General features: G+C 37.4%; 16 protein-coding genes. 10 read left to right on the top strand and 6 right to left on the bottom strand.

Going from position 1 to position 16,676, the window contains the following annotated elements; translation table 11 throughout:
- Nucleotides 1–24: 24 nt before the first annotated feature.
- Nucleotides 25–957 carry a DMT family transporter gene (locus JOC34_RS05460; protein ID WP_205135691.1) on the bottom strand — a complete coding sequence of 311 codons (933 nt, stop codon included), beginning with the start codon at nt 955–957 and terminating at the stop codon, nt 25–27.
- Nucleotides 958–1,174: 217 nt separating this feature from the next.
- Here JOC34_RS05460 and JOC34_RS05455 point away from each other — a divergent pair, with 217 nt between their 5' ends.
- Nucleotides 1,175–1,423: a hypothetical protein gene (locus tag JOC34_RS05455; RefSeq protein ID WP_205135690.1), complete on the top strand. Its 249-nt coding sequence runs from the start codon at nt 1,175–1,177 to the stop codon at nt 1,421–1,423.
- Between the two features lie 21 nt (nt 1,424–1,444).
- On the opposite strand, the gene JOC34_RS05450 is transcribed toward JOC34_RS05455, so the two are convergent.
- The 3 genes from JOC34_RS05450 to JOC34_RS05440 form a co-directional block, all read right to left on the bottom strand.
- Entirely contained in the window at nt 1,445–1,660 is a 216-nt protein-coding gene (locus JOC34_RS05450) for a hypothetical protein (protein WP_205135689.1), read from the bottom strand.
- Nucleotides 1,661–1,730: 70 nt separating this feature from the next.
- The gene (locus JOC34_RS05445; protein WP_205135688.1) at nt 1,731–2,201 is read right to left on the bottom strand and encodes a YkyB family protein; all 471 of its coding nucleotides are present in this window, start codon (nt 2,199–2,201) and stop codon (nt 1,731–1,733) included.
- A 499-nt stretch (nt 2,202–2,700) separates the two neighbouring features.
- Nucleotides 2,701–3,555, bottom strand: a complete 855-nt coding sequence (locus JOC34_RS05440; RefSeq protein WP_205135687.1) for a metallophosphoesterase — start codon at nt 3,553–3,555, stop codon at nt 2,701–2,703.
- 480 nt (nt 3,556–4,035) lie between these two features.
- On the opposite strand from JOC34_RS05440, the gene cbpB reads away from it, so the two are divergent.
- From cbpB to JOC34_RS05400, 8 genes are all read left to right on the top strand, one after another.
- Nucleotides 4,036–4,491, top strand: coding sequence for a cyclic-di-AMP-binding protein CbpB (gene cbpB / locus JOC34_RS05435; protein WP_205135686.1), 456 nt, complete (start codon nt 4,036–4,038; stop codon nt 4,489–4,491).
- 709 nt (nt 4,492–5,200) lie between these two features.
- Nucleotides 5,201–5,443 carry a YkuS family protein gene (locus JOC34_RS05430; RefSeq protein ID WP_205135685.1) on the top strand — a complete coding sequence of 81 codons (243 nt, stop codon included), beginning with the start codon at nt 5,201–5,203 and terminating at the stop codon, nt 5,441–5,443.
- Between the two features lie 146 nt (nt 5,444–5,589).
- A complete protein-coding gene (locus JOC34_RS05425) occupies nt 5,590–6,132 on the top strand; it encodes a peroxiredoxin (protein ID WP_205135684.1) in 543 nt (180 codons plus the stop codon).
- 124 nt (nt 6,133–6,256) lie between these two features.
- Nucleotides 6,257–6,709 carry a redoxin family protein gene (locus tag JOC34_RS05420; RefSeq protein ID WP_205135683.1) on the top strand — a complete coding sequence of 151 codons (453 nt, stop codon included), beginning with the start codon at nt 6,257–6,259 and terminating at the stop codon, nt 6,707–6,709.
- Between the two features lie 223 nt (nt 6,710–6,932).
- The gene (locus JOC34_RS05415; protein WP_205135682.1) at nt 6,933–8,681 is read left to right on the top strand and encodes an ABC transporter transmembrane domain-containing protein; all 1,749 of its coding nucleotides are present in this window, start codon (nt 6,933–6,935) and stop codon (nt 8,679–8,681) included.
- A 116-nt stretch (nt 8,682–8,797) separates the two neighbouring features.
- Nucleotides 8,798–10,540, top strand: coding sequence for an ABC transporter ATP-binding protein (locus JOC34_RS05410; RefSeq protein WP_239544137.1), 1,743 nt, complete (start codon nt 8,798–8,800; stop codon nt 10,538–10,540).
- A 100-nt stretch (nt 10,541–10,640) separates the two neighbouring features.
- Entirely contained in the window at nt 10,641–11,309 is a 669-nt protein-coding gene (locus JOC34_RS05405; protein WP_205135680.1) for a potassium channel family protein, read from the top strand.
- 214 nt (nt 11,310–11,523) lie between these two features.
- Nucleotides 11,524–13,245 carry a pyruvate oxidase gene (locus tag JOC34_RS05400; RefSeq protein WP_420856094.1) on the top strand — a complete coding sequence of 574 codons (1,722 nt, stop codon included), beginning with the start codon at nt 11,524–11,526 and terminating at the stop codon, nt 13,243–13,245.
- Between the two features lie 60 nt (nt 13,246–13,305).
- Here JOC34_RS05400 and rnjA read toward each other — a convergent pair whose 3' ends face one another.
- Together rnjA and JOC34_RS05390 are read right to left on the bottom strand one after the other, a co-directional pair.
- The gene (gene rnjA / locus JOC34_RS05395; protein WP_205135678.1) at nt 13,306–14,973 is read right to left on the bottom strand and encodes a ribonuclease J1; all 1,668 of its coding nucleotides are present in this window, start codon (nt 14,971–14,973) and stop codon (nt 13,306–13,308) included.
- 1 nt (nt 14,974) lies between these two features.
- The gene (locus JOC34_RS05390; RefSeq protein WP_205135677.1) at nt 14,975–15,184 is read right to left on the bottom strand and encodes a DNA-dependent RNA polymerase subunit epsilon; all 210 of its coding nucleotides are present in this window, start codon (nt 15,182–15,184) and stop codon (nt 14,975–14,977) included.
- Between the two features lie 705 nt (nt 15,185–15,889).
- Between JOC34_RS05390 and JOC34_RS05385 the strand changes: the two genes are divergently transcribed.
- The gene (locus JOC34_RS05385) at nt 15,890–16,663 is read left to right on the top strand and encodes a Cof-type HAD-IIB family hydrolase (RefSeq protein ID WP_205135676.1); all 774 of its coding nucleotides are present in this window, start codon (nt 15,890–15,892) and stop codon (nt 16,661–16,663) included.
- The last annotated feature ends 13 nt before the right edge of the window (nt 16,664–16,676 follow it).

The raw sequence follows: 16,676 nt of genomic DNA, 5'->3' as shown, positions 1-16,676 counted from the left end.
TTTCTTATTAAAACAGCTCTCCCATTAGTGGGACGAGCTGTTTTTACTTTTGTTTGCGGTTTTACCTAGTTTTACTTTTCTTTGTGGGCTTCCATAAAGTTGCATAAGTATGACAGCGCCGATGATACATCCCATACCGATCATTTGTATCCAGGTAAACGCCTCTTGAAAAATAAATATGCCAATCAATGTTGCAACAACAGGCTCTATAGTTGATAAGATAGAAGCCTTTGAAGCTTCTGTATGATGCAGTCCATATGTATAAATAATATATGCAAAGGCTGTAGGTAAGAACCCTAGACCAAATGTATAGAATAAAACGGTTGGATGAAGTAGCAAGTGAAATTTATCCTGATAAGGAAAAAATGGAATTAATGCAATGGCCGCAACGATAAAAGTGAATGTTGTAATCGTTAAGCTTGTATATTTCTTTAATGCAAACTTGCTAAAAATGCTATAGAAGGCATAACCAACTCCAGAACCCAAACCAAAGAGTAGACTCGTCAATTGTAGCGCCTTTAGATTAAGTGGAATTAAGCCAACGACCAAACAGGTACCAAGTAATGTAATGAATAAGGAGGTGAGCTTAATGCTTGTTAATGGTTCCTTAAATAAAATAAAAGACATGATCGTAACAAAGGCAGGTGCTGTATATAATAACGCAGTGGCTACTGGAATGGTAGATAGTTCAATGGCCGTAAACATACAGTAATTGAAGAAAATAATACTTAAAATACCAGTGCCAAGAAAATACTTTATATCAGCGAATGATTGCAACTTCAGTTTTTTTGGCGAGACGATTAATAAATAGATGAATAACAATAGGGCGGAGGACCAAGCCCGTAATGTAACCACTTCCATCGGTGTAAACCCCAAGGCATATAAATGTTTCACATACCATCCAATGGTTCCCCATAGCGCAGCACCAATGATTATGTAGGTAAAGGCCTTATTCAAGATGTTAACCACCTTTCCATAGAAAAGACATTTAAATTGATTATACCAAATTTACAGGAAGATTATGATAAAGTGATGCGTATATAAATGAAATAGATCGTTTAGACTGTGGATAGGAGAGTTAGGTGCGTAATCATTGTAAATAGGAGTGCTAATCATCGAAGATAAGATTTTATATTTAATCCTTGTTTCTTTTGTTATCGGAATGATTTTTTTAATGATACAACCATTAATCAAATGGCTTGTCAGACTTCAGTCTGTAAAATTATTATGCTATATGTATTGCAGTCTATTTATACTGCTATTATTCTTCGTGACGATTTTATTTGTCGGAAGTATGCGGGATTTAGCCATTCCATTGTTAAAGATCCTATTACAAGGGATAGCAATCTTTGGCGGTGTTTTATTTATACTGTACAGTACGTATTATCTGCTGAAAGGGAAGCGAAAACAAAAGCGCGTATGAAAGGAGTTCATACGCGCTTTACTATTCCTCGTTTTCAATACCTAATCGTTCCTGTAATTCTTCCATCCATCGGAAGACCTGAACGAATCTTTCTTGAGGTGAACTTAAATCTTCGGGGGCTTCTTCCATCACTAACTTTTTTTCTGCTTCAGTTAAATTTTCATACCTATCTTTTAAGACGTGCATTTGTTCCGCATAACGGCCGAGCTCATACATGAAATCTTTCAATTCAGTCATAATGATTCCTCCTTTAAATTGTGTATTACCTTAATTGAAAGTAATCAAACAATCGGAGTCTTTAATCTTACTAATTTCGATGTGATCTTCGTGGTGGCCATTCCATTTTTCCGAGTGAAGATGGGGTGAAATAAGCGGACGAATATTTTTTTTGCTTCTTTGGGATTTTCTTCTCGGGTTTCCAATCAATATAACGATAAACTACTCTCTTGGCTTGTGATAGGGACATCTTTGATTGGGGATTACGATAATTTTCATCTAATGCTCCCAGATGCTCAAGCGATTTGAAGTCTTCTTTTGACGGAGGTATATGGAAAAAGTAATTGTCCACTTTGATAAGCAGGGTGGAATGTTGATTACTGAATTTAGGATGATTGGAAAAATGAAGACCTACTTTCCTTGCTCTATTCTCCTTTAGCAGCCGATTAATGGTTTCTTTTTTTAAATAATATAAATGTTGCGGCTCTGGGGCTGTTTTTGCATGGCGATTAATAGAATATAAAGCTTGGGCAATTTCCCTTAATGGGATATCCTGTTCCATCGATGTTCCTCCCTTCTTTATATTATAACTTGTCCTTATCGTAACGCAAAGCTTGTCTGGACGCAAGAAATAATATAGAAATAGTTGTTCAATGTATAAAAAAGAAGATTGGAAATGATAGCTTTCCATTCTTCTTTTTTGCTATAAAGAAAGCGTTATATACTTTTCTGCATAAATGCACAAAGGACTTTCGCTTAAAGCCCTGGTGAATGCCAAGTTTTATTAATAGTATCCGTGATAATAATATGGGGGAGGGGGTCCATAATAATAGTATGGAGGGGGATAGTAGCCTCCATGGTGGAATGCCCCATACAGAAGCGGTGCAACAGCAAGACCAGCTAGAAACGGGATGACGGGTAAGATACGTTCATCTCCATTTTCGGATGTGCGATAGGCAGTTGGATAACCATAAGAAATTGGAATCAAAGAAAACCTTCCTTTCAATAATTGGTTGTATACCAGTCTATGCATCACTAAGAAAATGGAGCATGATTACTTGCTAGCTATTATTTTTCAGCGTATATAAATGAATTTCAGGCTTGCATAAAAAGCGATACGGCAGCCTTGTTGTACCTATTCCACTATTGACAAATAGGGTTAGTTTGTCGTGATTAAATGTGAATTTACCCTGGACATATTTCACAGCATATGCAGGCGTATATAGATCGCCGATAAAAGGGAAGCGAACCTGTCCACCATGGCTGTGTCCGGATAATTGTACGTCCACAGGATAATTAACAGTTGTATCCGCATAGTCCGGTTCATGTGCTAATAGCATGGTGAACAAATCCGGATTTACGTTTTTTAATGTTTCCTCTAAGTCCGGTTTGCCAAGTATGACATCGTCAATTCCTGCTAATACGATCCGGTCGCTATCCATTTCAATAATAGAATGATTATTTTTTAATAGTTCAAAATTTGCCTGTTCCATTACATCTTGGATAATCTCTGTCCCATATCCACCATGGTCGTGGTTTCCATATATCCAAAACTTTCCGCAAGGGGCTTTTAATGCTTTTAATGCATTGGTTAATTTACTGCTCCAATAGTACTGATCGGGTTTGTCAACGAGATCTCCTGTAAATACAATTAAATCAGGCTGCAATGCATTTATTTGTTCGACAAGCTCATTGAATTGTTCTAATGTATAATGGAATCCGATGTGGGTATCAGAAAATTGTATGATTTTAAAGTTATTAAATGCGGGTGTTATTTTATTTGAAGTAATTGCTTCTTCGTGTATTTGTAGCATAAAAGGTTCAATTTCACGGGCATAATAAAATGTTCCGCCACCTAATCCAACCAAAGCTAACAAACTGCCAATTGTTCTTTTTAAGAAAGATCTTCTATTCATTATTTCATACCTTTCATGATCGTTCATTCATACAAATTATAGCACGGAAAAGGGGCTAAAGAGCAAGTTTTTTTGCGAAATGAATTACTTTAGTTATCTGTATTTTTTGACTTCAATTATATTAGAGAATATCGTTGTATGTAGTAATTTATTACAGACTGGAAATGATGGTGGCGGAAACGGCAATATGTTACCAAAATCCCTCCGTCATGCCATGGGAATTTACCGATATAGAGATATGTACTACGGAAAAATTAAGCATTTAATGGCGGCAGAATAGATGTTTCTTCATATAATATATGGTAAACTATTCATGTAGAGAGAGAATATATACGGGAAAAGTGTATTTTAGCAGTAAAGAAATTATTTATATTTCTGCTCACTGGATAAAAAAGTGACGTTTATGCGTTGTAAGTGCAACTAAGGCTATTCGTATAAAGACTTACGGATGCCAAGTTTTCTGAAAAGGGGTGTTTGGTTATGAGCACAATTCAAGACAAACATATAACAGATATTTCTGTTGGGGATTTAATGATATCCTCCGAAAAAGTTGCCCATGTACAAATAAGTAATCCTTTAGAACATGCGTTGTTAGTACTTGTGAAGTCAGGCTATTCGGCTGTCCCTGTACTTGATTCATCTTATAAATTCGTCGGGACGATAGGCAAGACAGTTATTTTAAATCAAATTCTGGGTCTGGAGCGTATTGAGATCGAAAAGCTCTCGGACATACTCGTGCAGGAAGTAGTGGATAATAATATTCCTTCACTTTCTAGAGATAGCAGTTTCATGGAAGGTCTCGATGCTGTCATCAATCATCCGTTTATTTGTGTTGTAGATAAGGATGGTTACTTTGACGGTATTTTAACGCGTAGGGCAATTTTAAAACAGTTTAAAAAAAGTATGTATACGACCGATTTATTTAAAAACGTGTAAAAGATAAAAGATAAATAACAAACCTTGCCTGCTTCGATGGGCAAGGGTTTTTTTCGTTTCTTGCCTGCAGAATATCTTTTTCTCAAATGGAGAAACTAGTGGAGCATACCAGAGGTTCTTTTCCAGAGCAAATATTTGAGTCAACTTCGTCACTTGAAATCCGTGTATAAGTCCGAATTATTTGGTTGTGTGCTAAAACCGTTGATTTCCACTGCAGGCGGACGCTTTCCGCGGGCACGGCTTCAGTCCCCTCGAGAAACCCACTCTGCGGGGTCTTCAGACACGTGCTGTTCCCGCTGGAGTCGCCGCCTTCCGTTCCAATCAACGATATAGTGCTTCAAATTAGTGGATGATTAAATGATGGTGTATCTTATATTTCGGACTAAGGATAAGTTGAAATGCTTATGAAATTGACTTCTATGAATCAAAACAGTAATGCAAGCTGCCGAAAATGAAAACCCATCCTAGCAAATGGAATACGCGAGACTCCTGCGGGAAAAAGGCCTCGATGAGACCCCGCAAAGCGCCAGCTTGGGGAGGCTCATTAGCCGCCCGCGGAAAGCGAGTGTATTCCATTTGCGGCAATCGAAGAGAATATTTTGGCACATATTTTTTCCAAACATAAAATTTATCATTTCAAGGTTCTGGAAAAGACTTTTGAAACGTTACACTAGGTATGTAAATTTTCATACGAAGGAGGAAGAGAAATATGGCACGTATCGGAGTAGAAGAATCGCTTAGTGATGTAAAGGATGCATTAGTTCAGGCGGGTCATGAAGTTATCGATTTACATTCGGAGGAAGACGCAAGCGGCTGTGATTGCTGCGTGATTACAGGGCTTGATAAGGATATGATGGGAAATGCAACGGCAAGTATTGAAGGCCCGGTAATTAATGCCCAAGGTAATAATGCGGATGCTATTTGTCAGATGGTAGATGAAAGATTAAGCTAAATAGGATGATTAAGGCAAAACTGGTTTCCAGCAAGTGGAATCAGTTTTGCCTTTTTTGAATTTATGAATCTTTAATTAGGGTATATGTTGACCTTCGTCCTGGCAATACTTATAAAGGAACCGTTATTATATTTGGAGGGATGAACATGGTAGAAAGAATGGTAGGTACACAAGCACCACGTTTTGAAATGGATGCTGTTATGCCAAATAAAGAATTTGGCAAAGTCAGTTTAGAAGAAATAATGAAAGATGATAAATGGACAGTACTTTTCTTCTATCCAATGGATTTTACATTTGTATGTCCGACAGAAATTACAGCAATGTCTGATAGATATGACGAATTTGAAGATCTTGACGCGGAAGTAATCGGCGTGTCCACTGATACGATACATACACATAAAGCATGGATTAACACAGATCGTAGTGATAACGGTCTGGGTGAATTAGCATATCCATTAGCAGCAGATACAAGCCATAAAGTTGCTACAGATTATGGTGTTTTAATTGCAGATGAAGGTGTTGCACTCCGTGGCTTGTTTATTATTAATCCAGAAGGTGAATTACAGTATCAAACTGTATTTGATAATAACATCGGTCGTGATGTTGATGAAACGCTACGCGTACTGCAGGCGTTACAAACGGGTGGTCTTTGCCCGGCAAACTGGAAGCCTGGTCAGGCAACACTATAAGAAACAAATTGAAATAAAATTCATATATAAATATAGATGATATACATTAGGAGCCGGCATACACAATAGGAATATTTCTTTTTTTCTGCCGGCTTTTCTTACACTGATATGGGAGGCAGGAACGATGAAATTAAGAGAACAGATGCCTGAGCTTGATGGCGCAACGACATGGTTAAACAGTAATGGAATCGCAAAAGAGGAGCTTATCGGAAATAAGCCTACACTGATTCATTATTGGTCAGTCAGCTGTGGACTATGCAAAGAAGCAATGCCGAATGTGAACGAATTTCGTGATGAGTATAAAGATGATCTGAATGTGATTGCAGTTCATATGCCACGTTCGGAAAAAGACTTAGATCTTGAACTGATTGAAGAAGTTGCCAAAGAACATCATATTACCCAGCCAATCTTCGTTGATAATGGTCTCAAACTAGCGGATGCTTTTGATAACCAATATGTTCCTGCATATTATGTATTTGATGCGGAAGGCCAGCTAAGACACTACCAAGCTGGTGATGGTGGTATGAGAATGTTGAGAAAACGTGTGAATCGTGTTTTAGGAATCAATGATAAATAATAAAGGTTGTTTATCTTCATTTTGAACAGGAACTAACAGGTGACCCCCTTGTAGGTGTGCAGGGGGACTTTTTGCGTTTACTGGCTAACTTTACTTATGAATAATGCGGAAAATACGGATTAAAAAAATATTTTTAAAAATTAGGTAAAAGAACTGGAAATTTGTTTCGGAACCCGTTATATTAGTAAATACGGAAAAACATCCGTGGGGGAGGGAACGCTTTGTGGATATATTTAAAAAGTTAAAGCAGTTTTTTTGGCCATATAAAAAATATTTCTTTTTATCTTTGTTCTTTTTATTTTTTGTGACGATTATTACTGTGGTATATCCAATTATTTTACAGCAAACGCTTGATGAGGTAGTGCTTAAAAATCGATATGGTCTCATACCATATATCGCGCTTGTATTTTTAGTCTTAATGATTATAAAAGGATTTGCAACGTATTACCATCAATATTTGGGAGATTTGTTTGGGGTAGCAACTGTATATGAATTAAGAGAGGCCTTATATGGAAAACTACAAAACTTGTCTTTTAAATACTATGATAATGCAAAGACCGGTGATATTATGTCTCGCTTAACTGCAGATGTTGAAGGGTTTCGGTTTTTTCTTTCTGCAGGCGTTGCAGAACTGATTCGAATTACATTGTTAATTGTATTCAGTTTATCCGTGATGTTTTATTATTCGGTACCGTTAGCGTTGGTCACAATGGCAGCGATGCCATTTTTGGCATTTGTTGTTTTTCAGTTTGATAAAAGGGTACATCCGGCGTTTAGAAAGATTAGAAAATCATTTGGTAGATTAAATACGCGTGTCCAGGAAAATATCAGTGGCATGGAAACTGTAAAATCATTATCTCGTGAAGATTTTGAGATTGGGCGATTTTCTACAAGTAATAAAACATATAGAGATAATTATCTTAATACAGCAAAAATTTGGTCCAAATATTTTCCGCTTATGGAATTCATTGGAGATTTTTGTGCTTTAGCATTACTTGCTTTTGGCGGATATTTGGTTATTACTGATGCCATCAGCCTTGGTGTGTTAGTAGCATTTTTTAGTCTGGTTTGGTATATTCTTGGGCCATTAATGAATTTAGGGTTCGTCATCAACCAGTTTTCACAAGCGAAGGCTTCCGGGGAACGTTTACTGGAGATCCTCGAAGAGAAGGAGGATATTGTGGAAAAAACAGATGCACTAGATATACCGATTCAAGGCCATGTAACATTTAAAGATGTGACATTAAACTATTTAGCGGATGATGATATGGCACTAAGTCATGTTACTTTTGATGCCCCACCAGGTAAGATCATTGGACTAATTGGTGCAACAGGATCAGGTAAAACGAGTATTACCCAATTGATCACAAGATTTTATGAACCACAGGAGGGAAAGGTACTTGTCGATGAGCGACCTGTTGCCGATTATAAACTGAAGGCTTTACGTAAATCGATTGGTTTTGTACTGCAGGAACCGTTTTTATTTTCTACTTCGATCCGGGAAAATATTGCCTATGGAAATCCGGAATTGCCGGATGAACAGATTATTGATGCTGCAAAAAGAGCACAGGCTCACGAGTTTATTATGGAAATGCCAAAAGGGTATGACACGATGCTTGGTGAACGTGGTATGGGCTTATCTGGTGGGCAAAAGCAACGTATCGCAATCGCTAGGGCAATTTGTATAAATCCAAGTATTCTTGTTCTTGATGATGCAACTTCCGCGGTAGATATGCAAACAGAATTTAAAATCCAAAAGGCATTAAAGGAAGTCATGCAGGGAAGGACATCCTTTATTATCGCACACCGGATTTCATCACTTAAACATGCGGATGAAATATTGGTATTGGAGGACGGTGAAGTGGTGGAACGTGGTACCCATGACTTCCTTGTGACACAAAAGGGGGCTTATCAACGAATTTATGATATTCAATACCAGGACCGTGAAGTGATCATGGATACAACAACTTAATAGAGGAGGGATTGGCATTGGTAAAAGTAAAAAGTAAACTGGAGGAGAGTCGGCACCTTAAACGATTTCACTATACAATTGATCAGGCAGTTGAAAAGCAATTTAACTGGAAGCAAATGCTAAGGCTGCTTACTTATTTAAAACCATATGCGAAGACGTACCTTCCAGGAGCTATTATTGCTATGCTACTATCGACAGTGGTAAGGTTAATTGTCCCGATTTTAATCGGTAAGGTAGCGATTGATGTAGCAGTTAAAAATAAAGATACGACCCTACTAACTTATCTTGTTATCGGAATTGGAATCCTATATTTACTCAGCTATGTAGGAAATATATTTCGAATAAAATGGGTCAATATTTTAGGGCAAAATGTGATTTATGATTTGCGTCAACATTTATTTTCCCATGTACAGCGATTGTCACATCGTTTTTTTGATACAAGATCAGCTGGATCAATTTTAGTAAGGATTATGAACGATGTAAACTCCTTACAGGAGCTGTTTACGAATGGAATTATTAACTTATTGATGGATGTCGTAACATTGATTGGTATTATTGTTATTCTATTGGCTTTGAGTCCGAAATTAGCACTTGCGATTATGATTGTTATTCCATTAATGTTTTATATTTCAACCAAATTAAGAAGAAATATTCGTCGTTCCTGGCAAAATGTACGAATACAGCAATCACGTCTGAATTCGCACTTAAATGAAAGTATTCAAGGCATTCGTATTACGCAATCATTTACACAGGAGCGGGAGAACGCAGCGTATTTTGATGGAATTAATACCGATAACTTTGAGAGTTACCGTGTTGCATCGAAAAAAAGTGCGATGTTCAGCCCATTTGTTGAAATGAGTAATGCAATTGGAACCATTATACTAATTACCTATGGTGCTTACTTAATTCTATTAGGGGCTGGTAATGGCGGAATTGAAATCGGGACATTTGTATCTTTTGCCTTTTTCCTTGGGATGTTCTGGGATCCAATTTCAAGGTTGGGTCAAATGTACAATCAACTCTTAATGGCAATGGCTGCATCAGAGCGGATATTTGAATTCTTAGATGAACAACCAAATGTAGAAGAAAAGGAAAATGCCTTTGAATTTGCAGAAATGGAAGGTCAAATAACATTTGATAAAGTTCAATTTTCATATGAAGCAGATCGTATCGCACTTCATGAAATTTCACTAGATATCAAACAAGGGGAGACGGTAGCCTTAGTTGGACATACAGGTAGTGGAAAGTCGACGATAGCAAATTTAATTAGTCGCTTTTATGACCCGACAAGTGGATCGGTTAAGATTGACGGGCACGATTTACGTAATGTGCAATTGGATAGTTTACGGCAAAAGATTAGTGTTGTATTGCAAGATACGTTTGTTTTTTCCGGCACGATTATGGAAAATATTCGTTTTGGACGTCCAAGTGCAACGAATCAGGAAGTCATTGAGGCAGCAAAAGTTGTTGGTGCAGATGACTTTATACAGCGTTTAGCACATAATTATGAGACAGAAGTTGAAGAACGTGGAAATATCTTGTCTGCAGGTGAACGTCAATTGTTGTCCTTTGCTAGGGCATTACTGGCAGACCCAAGTATTTTAATTCTCGACGAAGCAACAGCAAGTATTGATACAGAAACAGAAGTGAAAATACAAACCGCTTTAGGTAAACTATTGAAAGGAAGAACAGCAATTATTATCGCACATCGTCTTTCAACAATCAGGGAATCGGATAATATATTTGTGCTGGAAAACGGTAAAGTATTAGAAAATGGCAATCATAGCGAATTGATGGCTAAACGTGGAGAATACTTTGGTCTCGTTAAATCGCAGTTTCAAATGTTAGATGCCATATAGAGAAAAGATGCAGGTCTAATTGCAGACTTGCTTCTTTTTTGTTCCAAAATAGTATGGTAAACTGAATGAAAAAGCATGTTTGATTGATGGAGGAAGTAGTATGAAACGGGAATTTGCTGTAATTGGTTTAGGACGATTTGGTGGCAGTATTTGTAAGGAATTGAGTATGGAGGGGATGCAAGTACTGGCAATTGATATTGATGAAGATAGGGTAAACGAATATAAAAATATCGCATCCCATGCAGTTATTGCAGATACAACAGATGAAGTTTCACTAAAAGAAATAGGTATCAAGAATTTTGACCATGTGATTGTGGCTATCGGAGATAATATTCAGGCTAGTATTTTAACAGCCGTTATTCTAACGGATTTAGAAATTAAAAAGATTACGGTAAAAGCACAAAATGATTATCATGAAAAAATACTGACCAAAATTGGCGTTGATCAAGTCGTCCATCCAGAACGGGACATGGGGAGGAGAATTGCCCATAATATTATTTCCAACAACATTCTCGACTACCTTGAATTATCAGATGAACACAGTATTGTAGAGGTAAAGGCTAGTAAAAGGATGATTGGAAAATCGCTTGTTGATCTTGACATCCGGGCAAATTATGGCTGTAACGTTGTGGCGATTAAACATGGAAAAGATATAAACGTATCGCCAAGCGCAGAAGATGCGTTAAAAGAGAATGATGTATTAATTGTAATTGGCGCTGATATAGATATTTCTCGATTCGAAAAACATCTTGTAATTGATGATAATTAAAGAAGGGTGTTTCCCTTCCCCGCGTTATTTGCGAAGCGTTGAGATACTTCGCAATTTATACTACTTTTAGATTCATTACTCAGACAAAACAATAATCTTTTAGAGAATAGCCTTAAAAAAAAACCGTATCCTTGCAGATATGGTTTTTTTTTTGAGGAATTGGGAATAGAACAAGTAGTTATATTATTTGTATGGAATAGAAAGGATGTCACTTGTGCAAAACAGACGAACAGGAGAAATTATAACAGAGCTACTTGAACAATGGAAAATCGATCATATATACGGCATGCCAGGAGATTCGATTAATGAATTGATAGAGGATCTACGAAAAAAACAAGAATCAATTCAGTTCGTTCAAATCCGGCATGAAGAAGTCGGCGCTTTATCCGCTAGTGCCTATGCAAAACTGACAGGAAAGATCGGTGTTTGCTTATCTATAGCCGGTCCAGGCGCGGTGCATTTATTGAATGGTTTATATGATGCGAAGGAAGATGGTGTACCGGTTTTAGCAATAGTGGGGCAAGTATCAAGTACGAAAGTCGGAACGAATACTTTTCAGGAAATAAATTTAGAAAATATGTTTGATGATGTAGCTGTCTTTAATGAACGTGCAGCCTCTGCAGAACAACTGCCTGATTTACTTAATATGGCAATTCGTTCGGCCTATGCGAATAATGGACCGGCCGTATTAATCGTTCCTGATGATTTATTTAAAGTGAAGCAAAAATATGATGTACCTTTAACAGCGCCAATGTATAATAAACCTGCCGTTATACCGGACCAGGAATCAATGTCACAGGCTGTACATTTAATAAACAATGCGAAAAAGCCGGTCATCCTCGCGGGAAGAGGTAATAAAGGTGCAAGTCAATCATTAATTGATTTTGCAACAACCATTCAAGCACCTATCGTATTAAGTTTGTTAGGGAAAGGAATTATACCGGACTATCATGAATTAAACCTGGGGCAGCATGGCCAAATTGGAACGAAGCCGGCCTATGGGGCTATCATGGAAGCTGATTTACTATTACTTGTTGGAACCTCATTTCCATACCGGGAATTCTTACCTAATAACACAAAAGCAATTCAAATCGAAATAGAGTCCGATAAAATCGGCAATTATTATCCAACTACGGTTGGTTTGTGTGGTGATATCAAAAAAGTTTTACCAATGCTTACGTCAATGGTTACTGGAAAAAGTGACAGTCCTTATTTGCATAAATATCAGGAGAAAATGAAAAAATGGCATATTCATATGCAAGCGGAGAAGAAAGAGAAATCACATCCAATTCAAGCACCTCAGGTTATGCATGAGTTAGAACAAGTCGTTGAAAATGACGCGGTGATATCAAGTGATGTTGGCAATGTAACCGTATGGACAGTACGCTATTTTCCATTTACAAACCAAAATTTTACGATTTCCGGTCGTTTAGCAACAATGGGGGCCGGATTGCCAGGTGCGATTGCAGCACAGATTGCTTTTCCTGACAAGCAAGTTGTTGGAATATGTGGTGATGGGGGGTTCTCCATGGTTATGCATGATTTTATGACAGCGGTGAAATATGAACTTCCCATTAAAATTGTTATATTAAATAACAGTAAGATCGGAATGATTAAATATGAACAGCAAGAGATGGGACATTTAAATTATGAGACAAATTTAGGCGAGGTAGACTTTGCTGCATTTGCCAAGGCATGCGGTGGAGATGGTTTCCGTATTGAAAAAAATGAAGACCTGGCAAATACGATGAAACAGGCATTTCTATCAAATAAGCCAACAATCATAGATGTAGCCATCGAAGATATGGCACCATTACCAGGTAATATTTCTTATGGTCAGGCTATTAAATACGGAGAGTTTTTAATAAAGGATTTCTTTACGAATAAAAAAATAGAATTTCCAGATTTGAAAACATCGTTGCGTCGTTTATTATAAAAAGAGACATGGCCGGAAGCTCCCAGCCATGTCTCTTTTTCGTTACTAGTGAATTATCATTTAAACTTCCATGATAATTGGAAGTACCATTGGTCTACGTTTTGTTTTTTCGTAAAGGAATGGTGCAATTGTATCGGTAATTTCATTTTTAATTTCTGACCATTGCGTTGTTTTTCTCTCCATGACTTTTGCCAGATGTCCGGAGACAAGTTTCTGTGCCTCATTAATCAAGTCCTCGGACTCTCTCATATAAACAAAACCACGGGAGATGATATCTGGACCAGAAGCAATTTTGAATTCCTTCATGTTAATGCTGACCACGACAATGACCAAACCTTCTTCAGAAAGTATGCGACGATCGCGTAATACAATATTTCCGATATCACCAATTCCGCTTCCATCTACATAAATAGATCCGGAAGGAATTTTACCAGCGATAGCGGCATTATCTTTTCCTAATGCAAGTACATCACCATTATCCATGGTAAATGAGTGATCCGGTTCAATATCACAAGCCTCAGCAAGCTTTATATGCTCTTTAAGCATGCGGTATTCTCCGTGTATCGGCATGAAGTACTTCGGTTTAATCAAGCGAAGCATCATTTTTTGTTCTTCTTGACTACCATGTCCGGAAGTGTGAATGTTACTTAACTTACCGTGTATGACATCTGCACCAGCCCGGTATAATTTATTAATCGTTCTACCAACACTTACTGTATTTCCTGGGATTGGAGATGAAGAAAATACAACCGTATCATTTGGTATAATTTGTATTTGTCTGTGTGTTCCATTAGCAATGCGAGATAGAGCAGCCATTGGTTCCCCTTGCGAACCGGTACAAAGGATTGTTACTTCGTTTGCCGGAAGCCGGTTAATTTGATTGGCTTCAATAAACGTATTCTTAGGTGCTTGAATATATCCCAATTCTTGACCGAGTGTAATGGCAGATTCCATACTGCGACCAAATACCGCGATTTTTCGTTTGTGCTTTACGGCAGATTCGACAACCTGTTGTAATCGATAAATATTTGATGCAAAGGTAGCGAATATCAGTCTTCCATCAACTCTGCTAAATATATCGTTAATGGTTCCACCAACTACCTTCTCAGACATTGTAAATCCGGGAACTTCACTATTTGTACTGTCTGAAAGTAAGCAAAGTACGCCTTCTTTACCAATTTCAGCCATTTTTGCTATATCAGCTGGTTCGCCGACAGGAGTAAAGTCAAATTTGAAATCTCCTGTGTGGACAATATTTCCAGGAGGTGTTTTTACAACAACACCATATGAATCCGGAATACTGTGTGTGGTACGGAAAAAACTAACGGAAGTCTTACGGAATTTAATAACATCATCTTCTTGAATTGGGTTTAACTTGGCAGTTCTCAATAAACCGTGTTCATCTAACTTATTACGTATCAATCCGAGTGCAAGCTTACCTGCATATATTGGCACATTAATTTCACGTAAGAGATATGGGATTCCTCCAATATGATCTTCGTGTCCATGAGTTATAATTAATCCTTTTATTTTATCTTGGTTTTGTATGAGATAGGTGTAGTCTGGTATGACATAATCAATACCAAGCAGTTCATCTTCAGGGAATTTAATTCCAGCATCGATTAAGATGATTTCATCCTGAAATTGAACAGCATACGTGTTTTTCCCGATTTCACCGAGACCACCTAATGCAAAAACAGCTGTTTGGTCGTTTTTTACAAATTTCATCTTACACGTTCTCCAATTTAAAATCGCTGGATTGTTTTTCATAATTTAAATGTGCCTCATCTAATTCATGGATAAATTCGATGTTCATTTCTCTGCCTTGCAACTTATTTCGTACTTCGCGTTCTGAATCAGCTTCCACGTACAGAACCTGGGTGCGTTCACGTACAGGAATTTCGTTTACTAATGCTTGATATAAAACTTTATAAACCATTTCATCTCTCCTGACAAATTTCATTTTCTATTTTGTTTGATTTTTTTCTTGCGTAAAAAAGCTATGCTCACAAGAGCAATAACGCTTATAGCTTGTTTCATTCAAATGTTAACTGAGATTCCGCTCGACATTTCGTTTTGTTCCGTTCCATGCGCTTCCGTAGCATGATAACGTTATTTATGATACCTTAATTGTTGTGATTGGTTACATCAATGGTAGTCTTTTTCACAGGTTGTTGGTACACGTTCTCGGCCTAAAAAGTCTTTCCAGCGTTTCTTGAGCTTTTCTTTTAGGCGTTTTAACATGTGACACACATCTCCTTTCAAATATTAAGAAAAGCAACAAAAATATTCTACCGATCCAATCCCTCTTATTTATAGTATAGTACGATTCGGGTAATATTGGAATAAAATATACTCAAATTGTATAAAAAAGATTCATAATGACTGTAAAATGATGGCTATATCTATTTTTTACAGAGAAATGATTCCTATACATAGTGGTCATATAATAAGGCTGTTTTCGTATACGTTGTTGCCATGGATAGAAAAAGCGACATAAGAACATGTTGATTTCCGCTCCGGGCAGTCGCTTTCCGAAATGGTAAGACATAATGCAGTTTATACCTACTATTAAGATACATTACTTCGAAAAAGCAACATCTATTAGAGCACAGCCTATCATAACGAATGAGGAGTAGATAATATGGAAAATAACATTGTATTTTTTGATATTGATGGTACATTGCTGGATTCAAACAAGCAAATTCCGTCATCAACAAAAAGGGCGGTTGAGAAATTAAAACAAAATGGCACATATGTAGCAATTGCAACTGGAAGGGCGCCATTTATGTTTGAGGCTATTCGGGAGGAACTCGGAATAGATTCATTTGTGAGCTTTAATGGGCAATATGTTGTTTTTGAAGGGAAAACGATTTACAACAATCCCTTGGAACAAAAGGGTTTAAAGGAATTATATCGTAATTCAAGTGCGTATCGTTACCCGATGGTTTTTATGAATGAGGAAACGATGCGTGCCACGGAAGGTAATCATCCACACATTACAAAGAGTCTGAGCAGTTTGCAATTTAAATATCCTAAAGTAGATCCCGATTTTTTCGAGGATAATACGATCTATCAAGCATTATTATTTTGTGAACAAGACCAGGAAAAGGCATTCATAACAAAAGATGATGTTTTTCACTATATTCGCTGGCATGATTATTCCTGCGATGTATTACCGGGTGGTGGATCGAAAGCAGTAGGGGTACAGAAATTGATTGAAGCAGCTGGGTTTTCTCAGGAAAATGCTTATGCTTTTGGTGATGGTTTAAATGACTTGGAGATGTTACAGGAGATTGGGACAGGAGTTGCAATGGGCAATGCTGTTCCGGATTTGAAGCACGTAGCAGATTATACGACGGATCATGTGGATAATGATGGCATTATGAATGGCTTAAAACACTTTCAATTGCTGTGAATAAAAGAGCCAG

It is taken from the genome of Virgibacillus halotolerans (genome assembly GCF_016908515.1).
Taxonomy (GTDB): Bacteria; Bacillota; Bacilli; order Bacillales; family Amphibacillaceae; genus Virgibacillus_M; species Virgibacillus_M halotolerans.
The sequence above is the reverse complement of the archived record's forward strand: the minus strand, read 5'-3'. Positions and strand labels throughout refer to the sequence as shown.

Coding starts and splice junctions, on each gene's coding strand:
- JOC34_RS05455 (WP_205135690.1), top strand. CDS start 1,175: ATGATACAACCATTAATCAAATGGCTTGTCAGACTTCAGTCTGTAAAA.
- JOC34_RS05450 (WP_205135689.1), bottom strand. CDS start 1,660: ATGACTGAATTGAAAGATTTCATGTATGAGCTCGGCCGTTATGCGGAA.
- JOC34_RS05445 (WP_205135688.1), bottom strand. CDS start 2,201: ATGGAACAGGATATCCCATTAAGGGAAATTGCCCAAGCTTTATATTCT.
- JOC34_RS05440 (WP_205135687.1), bottom strand. CDS start 3,555: ATGAATAGAAGATCTTTCTTAAAAAGAACAATTGGCAGTTTGTTAGCT.
- cbpB (WP_205135686.1), top strand. CDS start 4,036: ATGAGCACAATTCAAGACAAACATATAACAGATATTTCTGTTGGGGAT.
- JOC34_RS05430 (WP_205135685.1), top strand. CDS start 5,201: ATGGCACGTATCGGAGTAGAAGAATCGCTTAGTGATGTAAAGGATGCA.
- JOC34_RS05425 (WP_205135684.1), top strand. CDS start 5,590: ATGGTAGAAAGAATGGTAGGTACACAAGCACCACGTTTTGAAATGGAT.
- JOC34_RS05420 (WP_205135683.1), top strand. CDS start 6,257: ATGAAATTAAGAGAACAGATGCCTGAGCTTGATGGCGCAACGACATGG.
- JOC34_RS05410 (WP_239544137.1), top strand. CDS start 8,798: ATGCTAAGGCTGCTTACTTATTTAAAACCATATGCGAAGACGTACCTT.
- JOC34_RS05405 (WP_205135680.1), top strand. CDS start 10,641: ATGAAACGGGAATTTGCTGTAATTGGTTTAGGACGATTTGGTGGCAGT.
- rnjA (WP_205135678.1), bottom strand. CDS start 14,973: ATGAAATTTGTAAAAAACGACCAAACAGCTGTTTTTGCATTAGGTGGT.
- JOC34_RS05390 (WP_205135677.1), bottom strand. CDS start 15,184: ATGGTTTATAAAGTTTTATATCAAGCATTAGTAAACGAAATTCCTGTA.
- JOC34_RS05385 (WP_205135676.1), top strand. CDS start 15,890: ATGGAAAATAACATTGTATTTTTTGATATTGATGGTACATTGCTGGAT.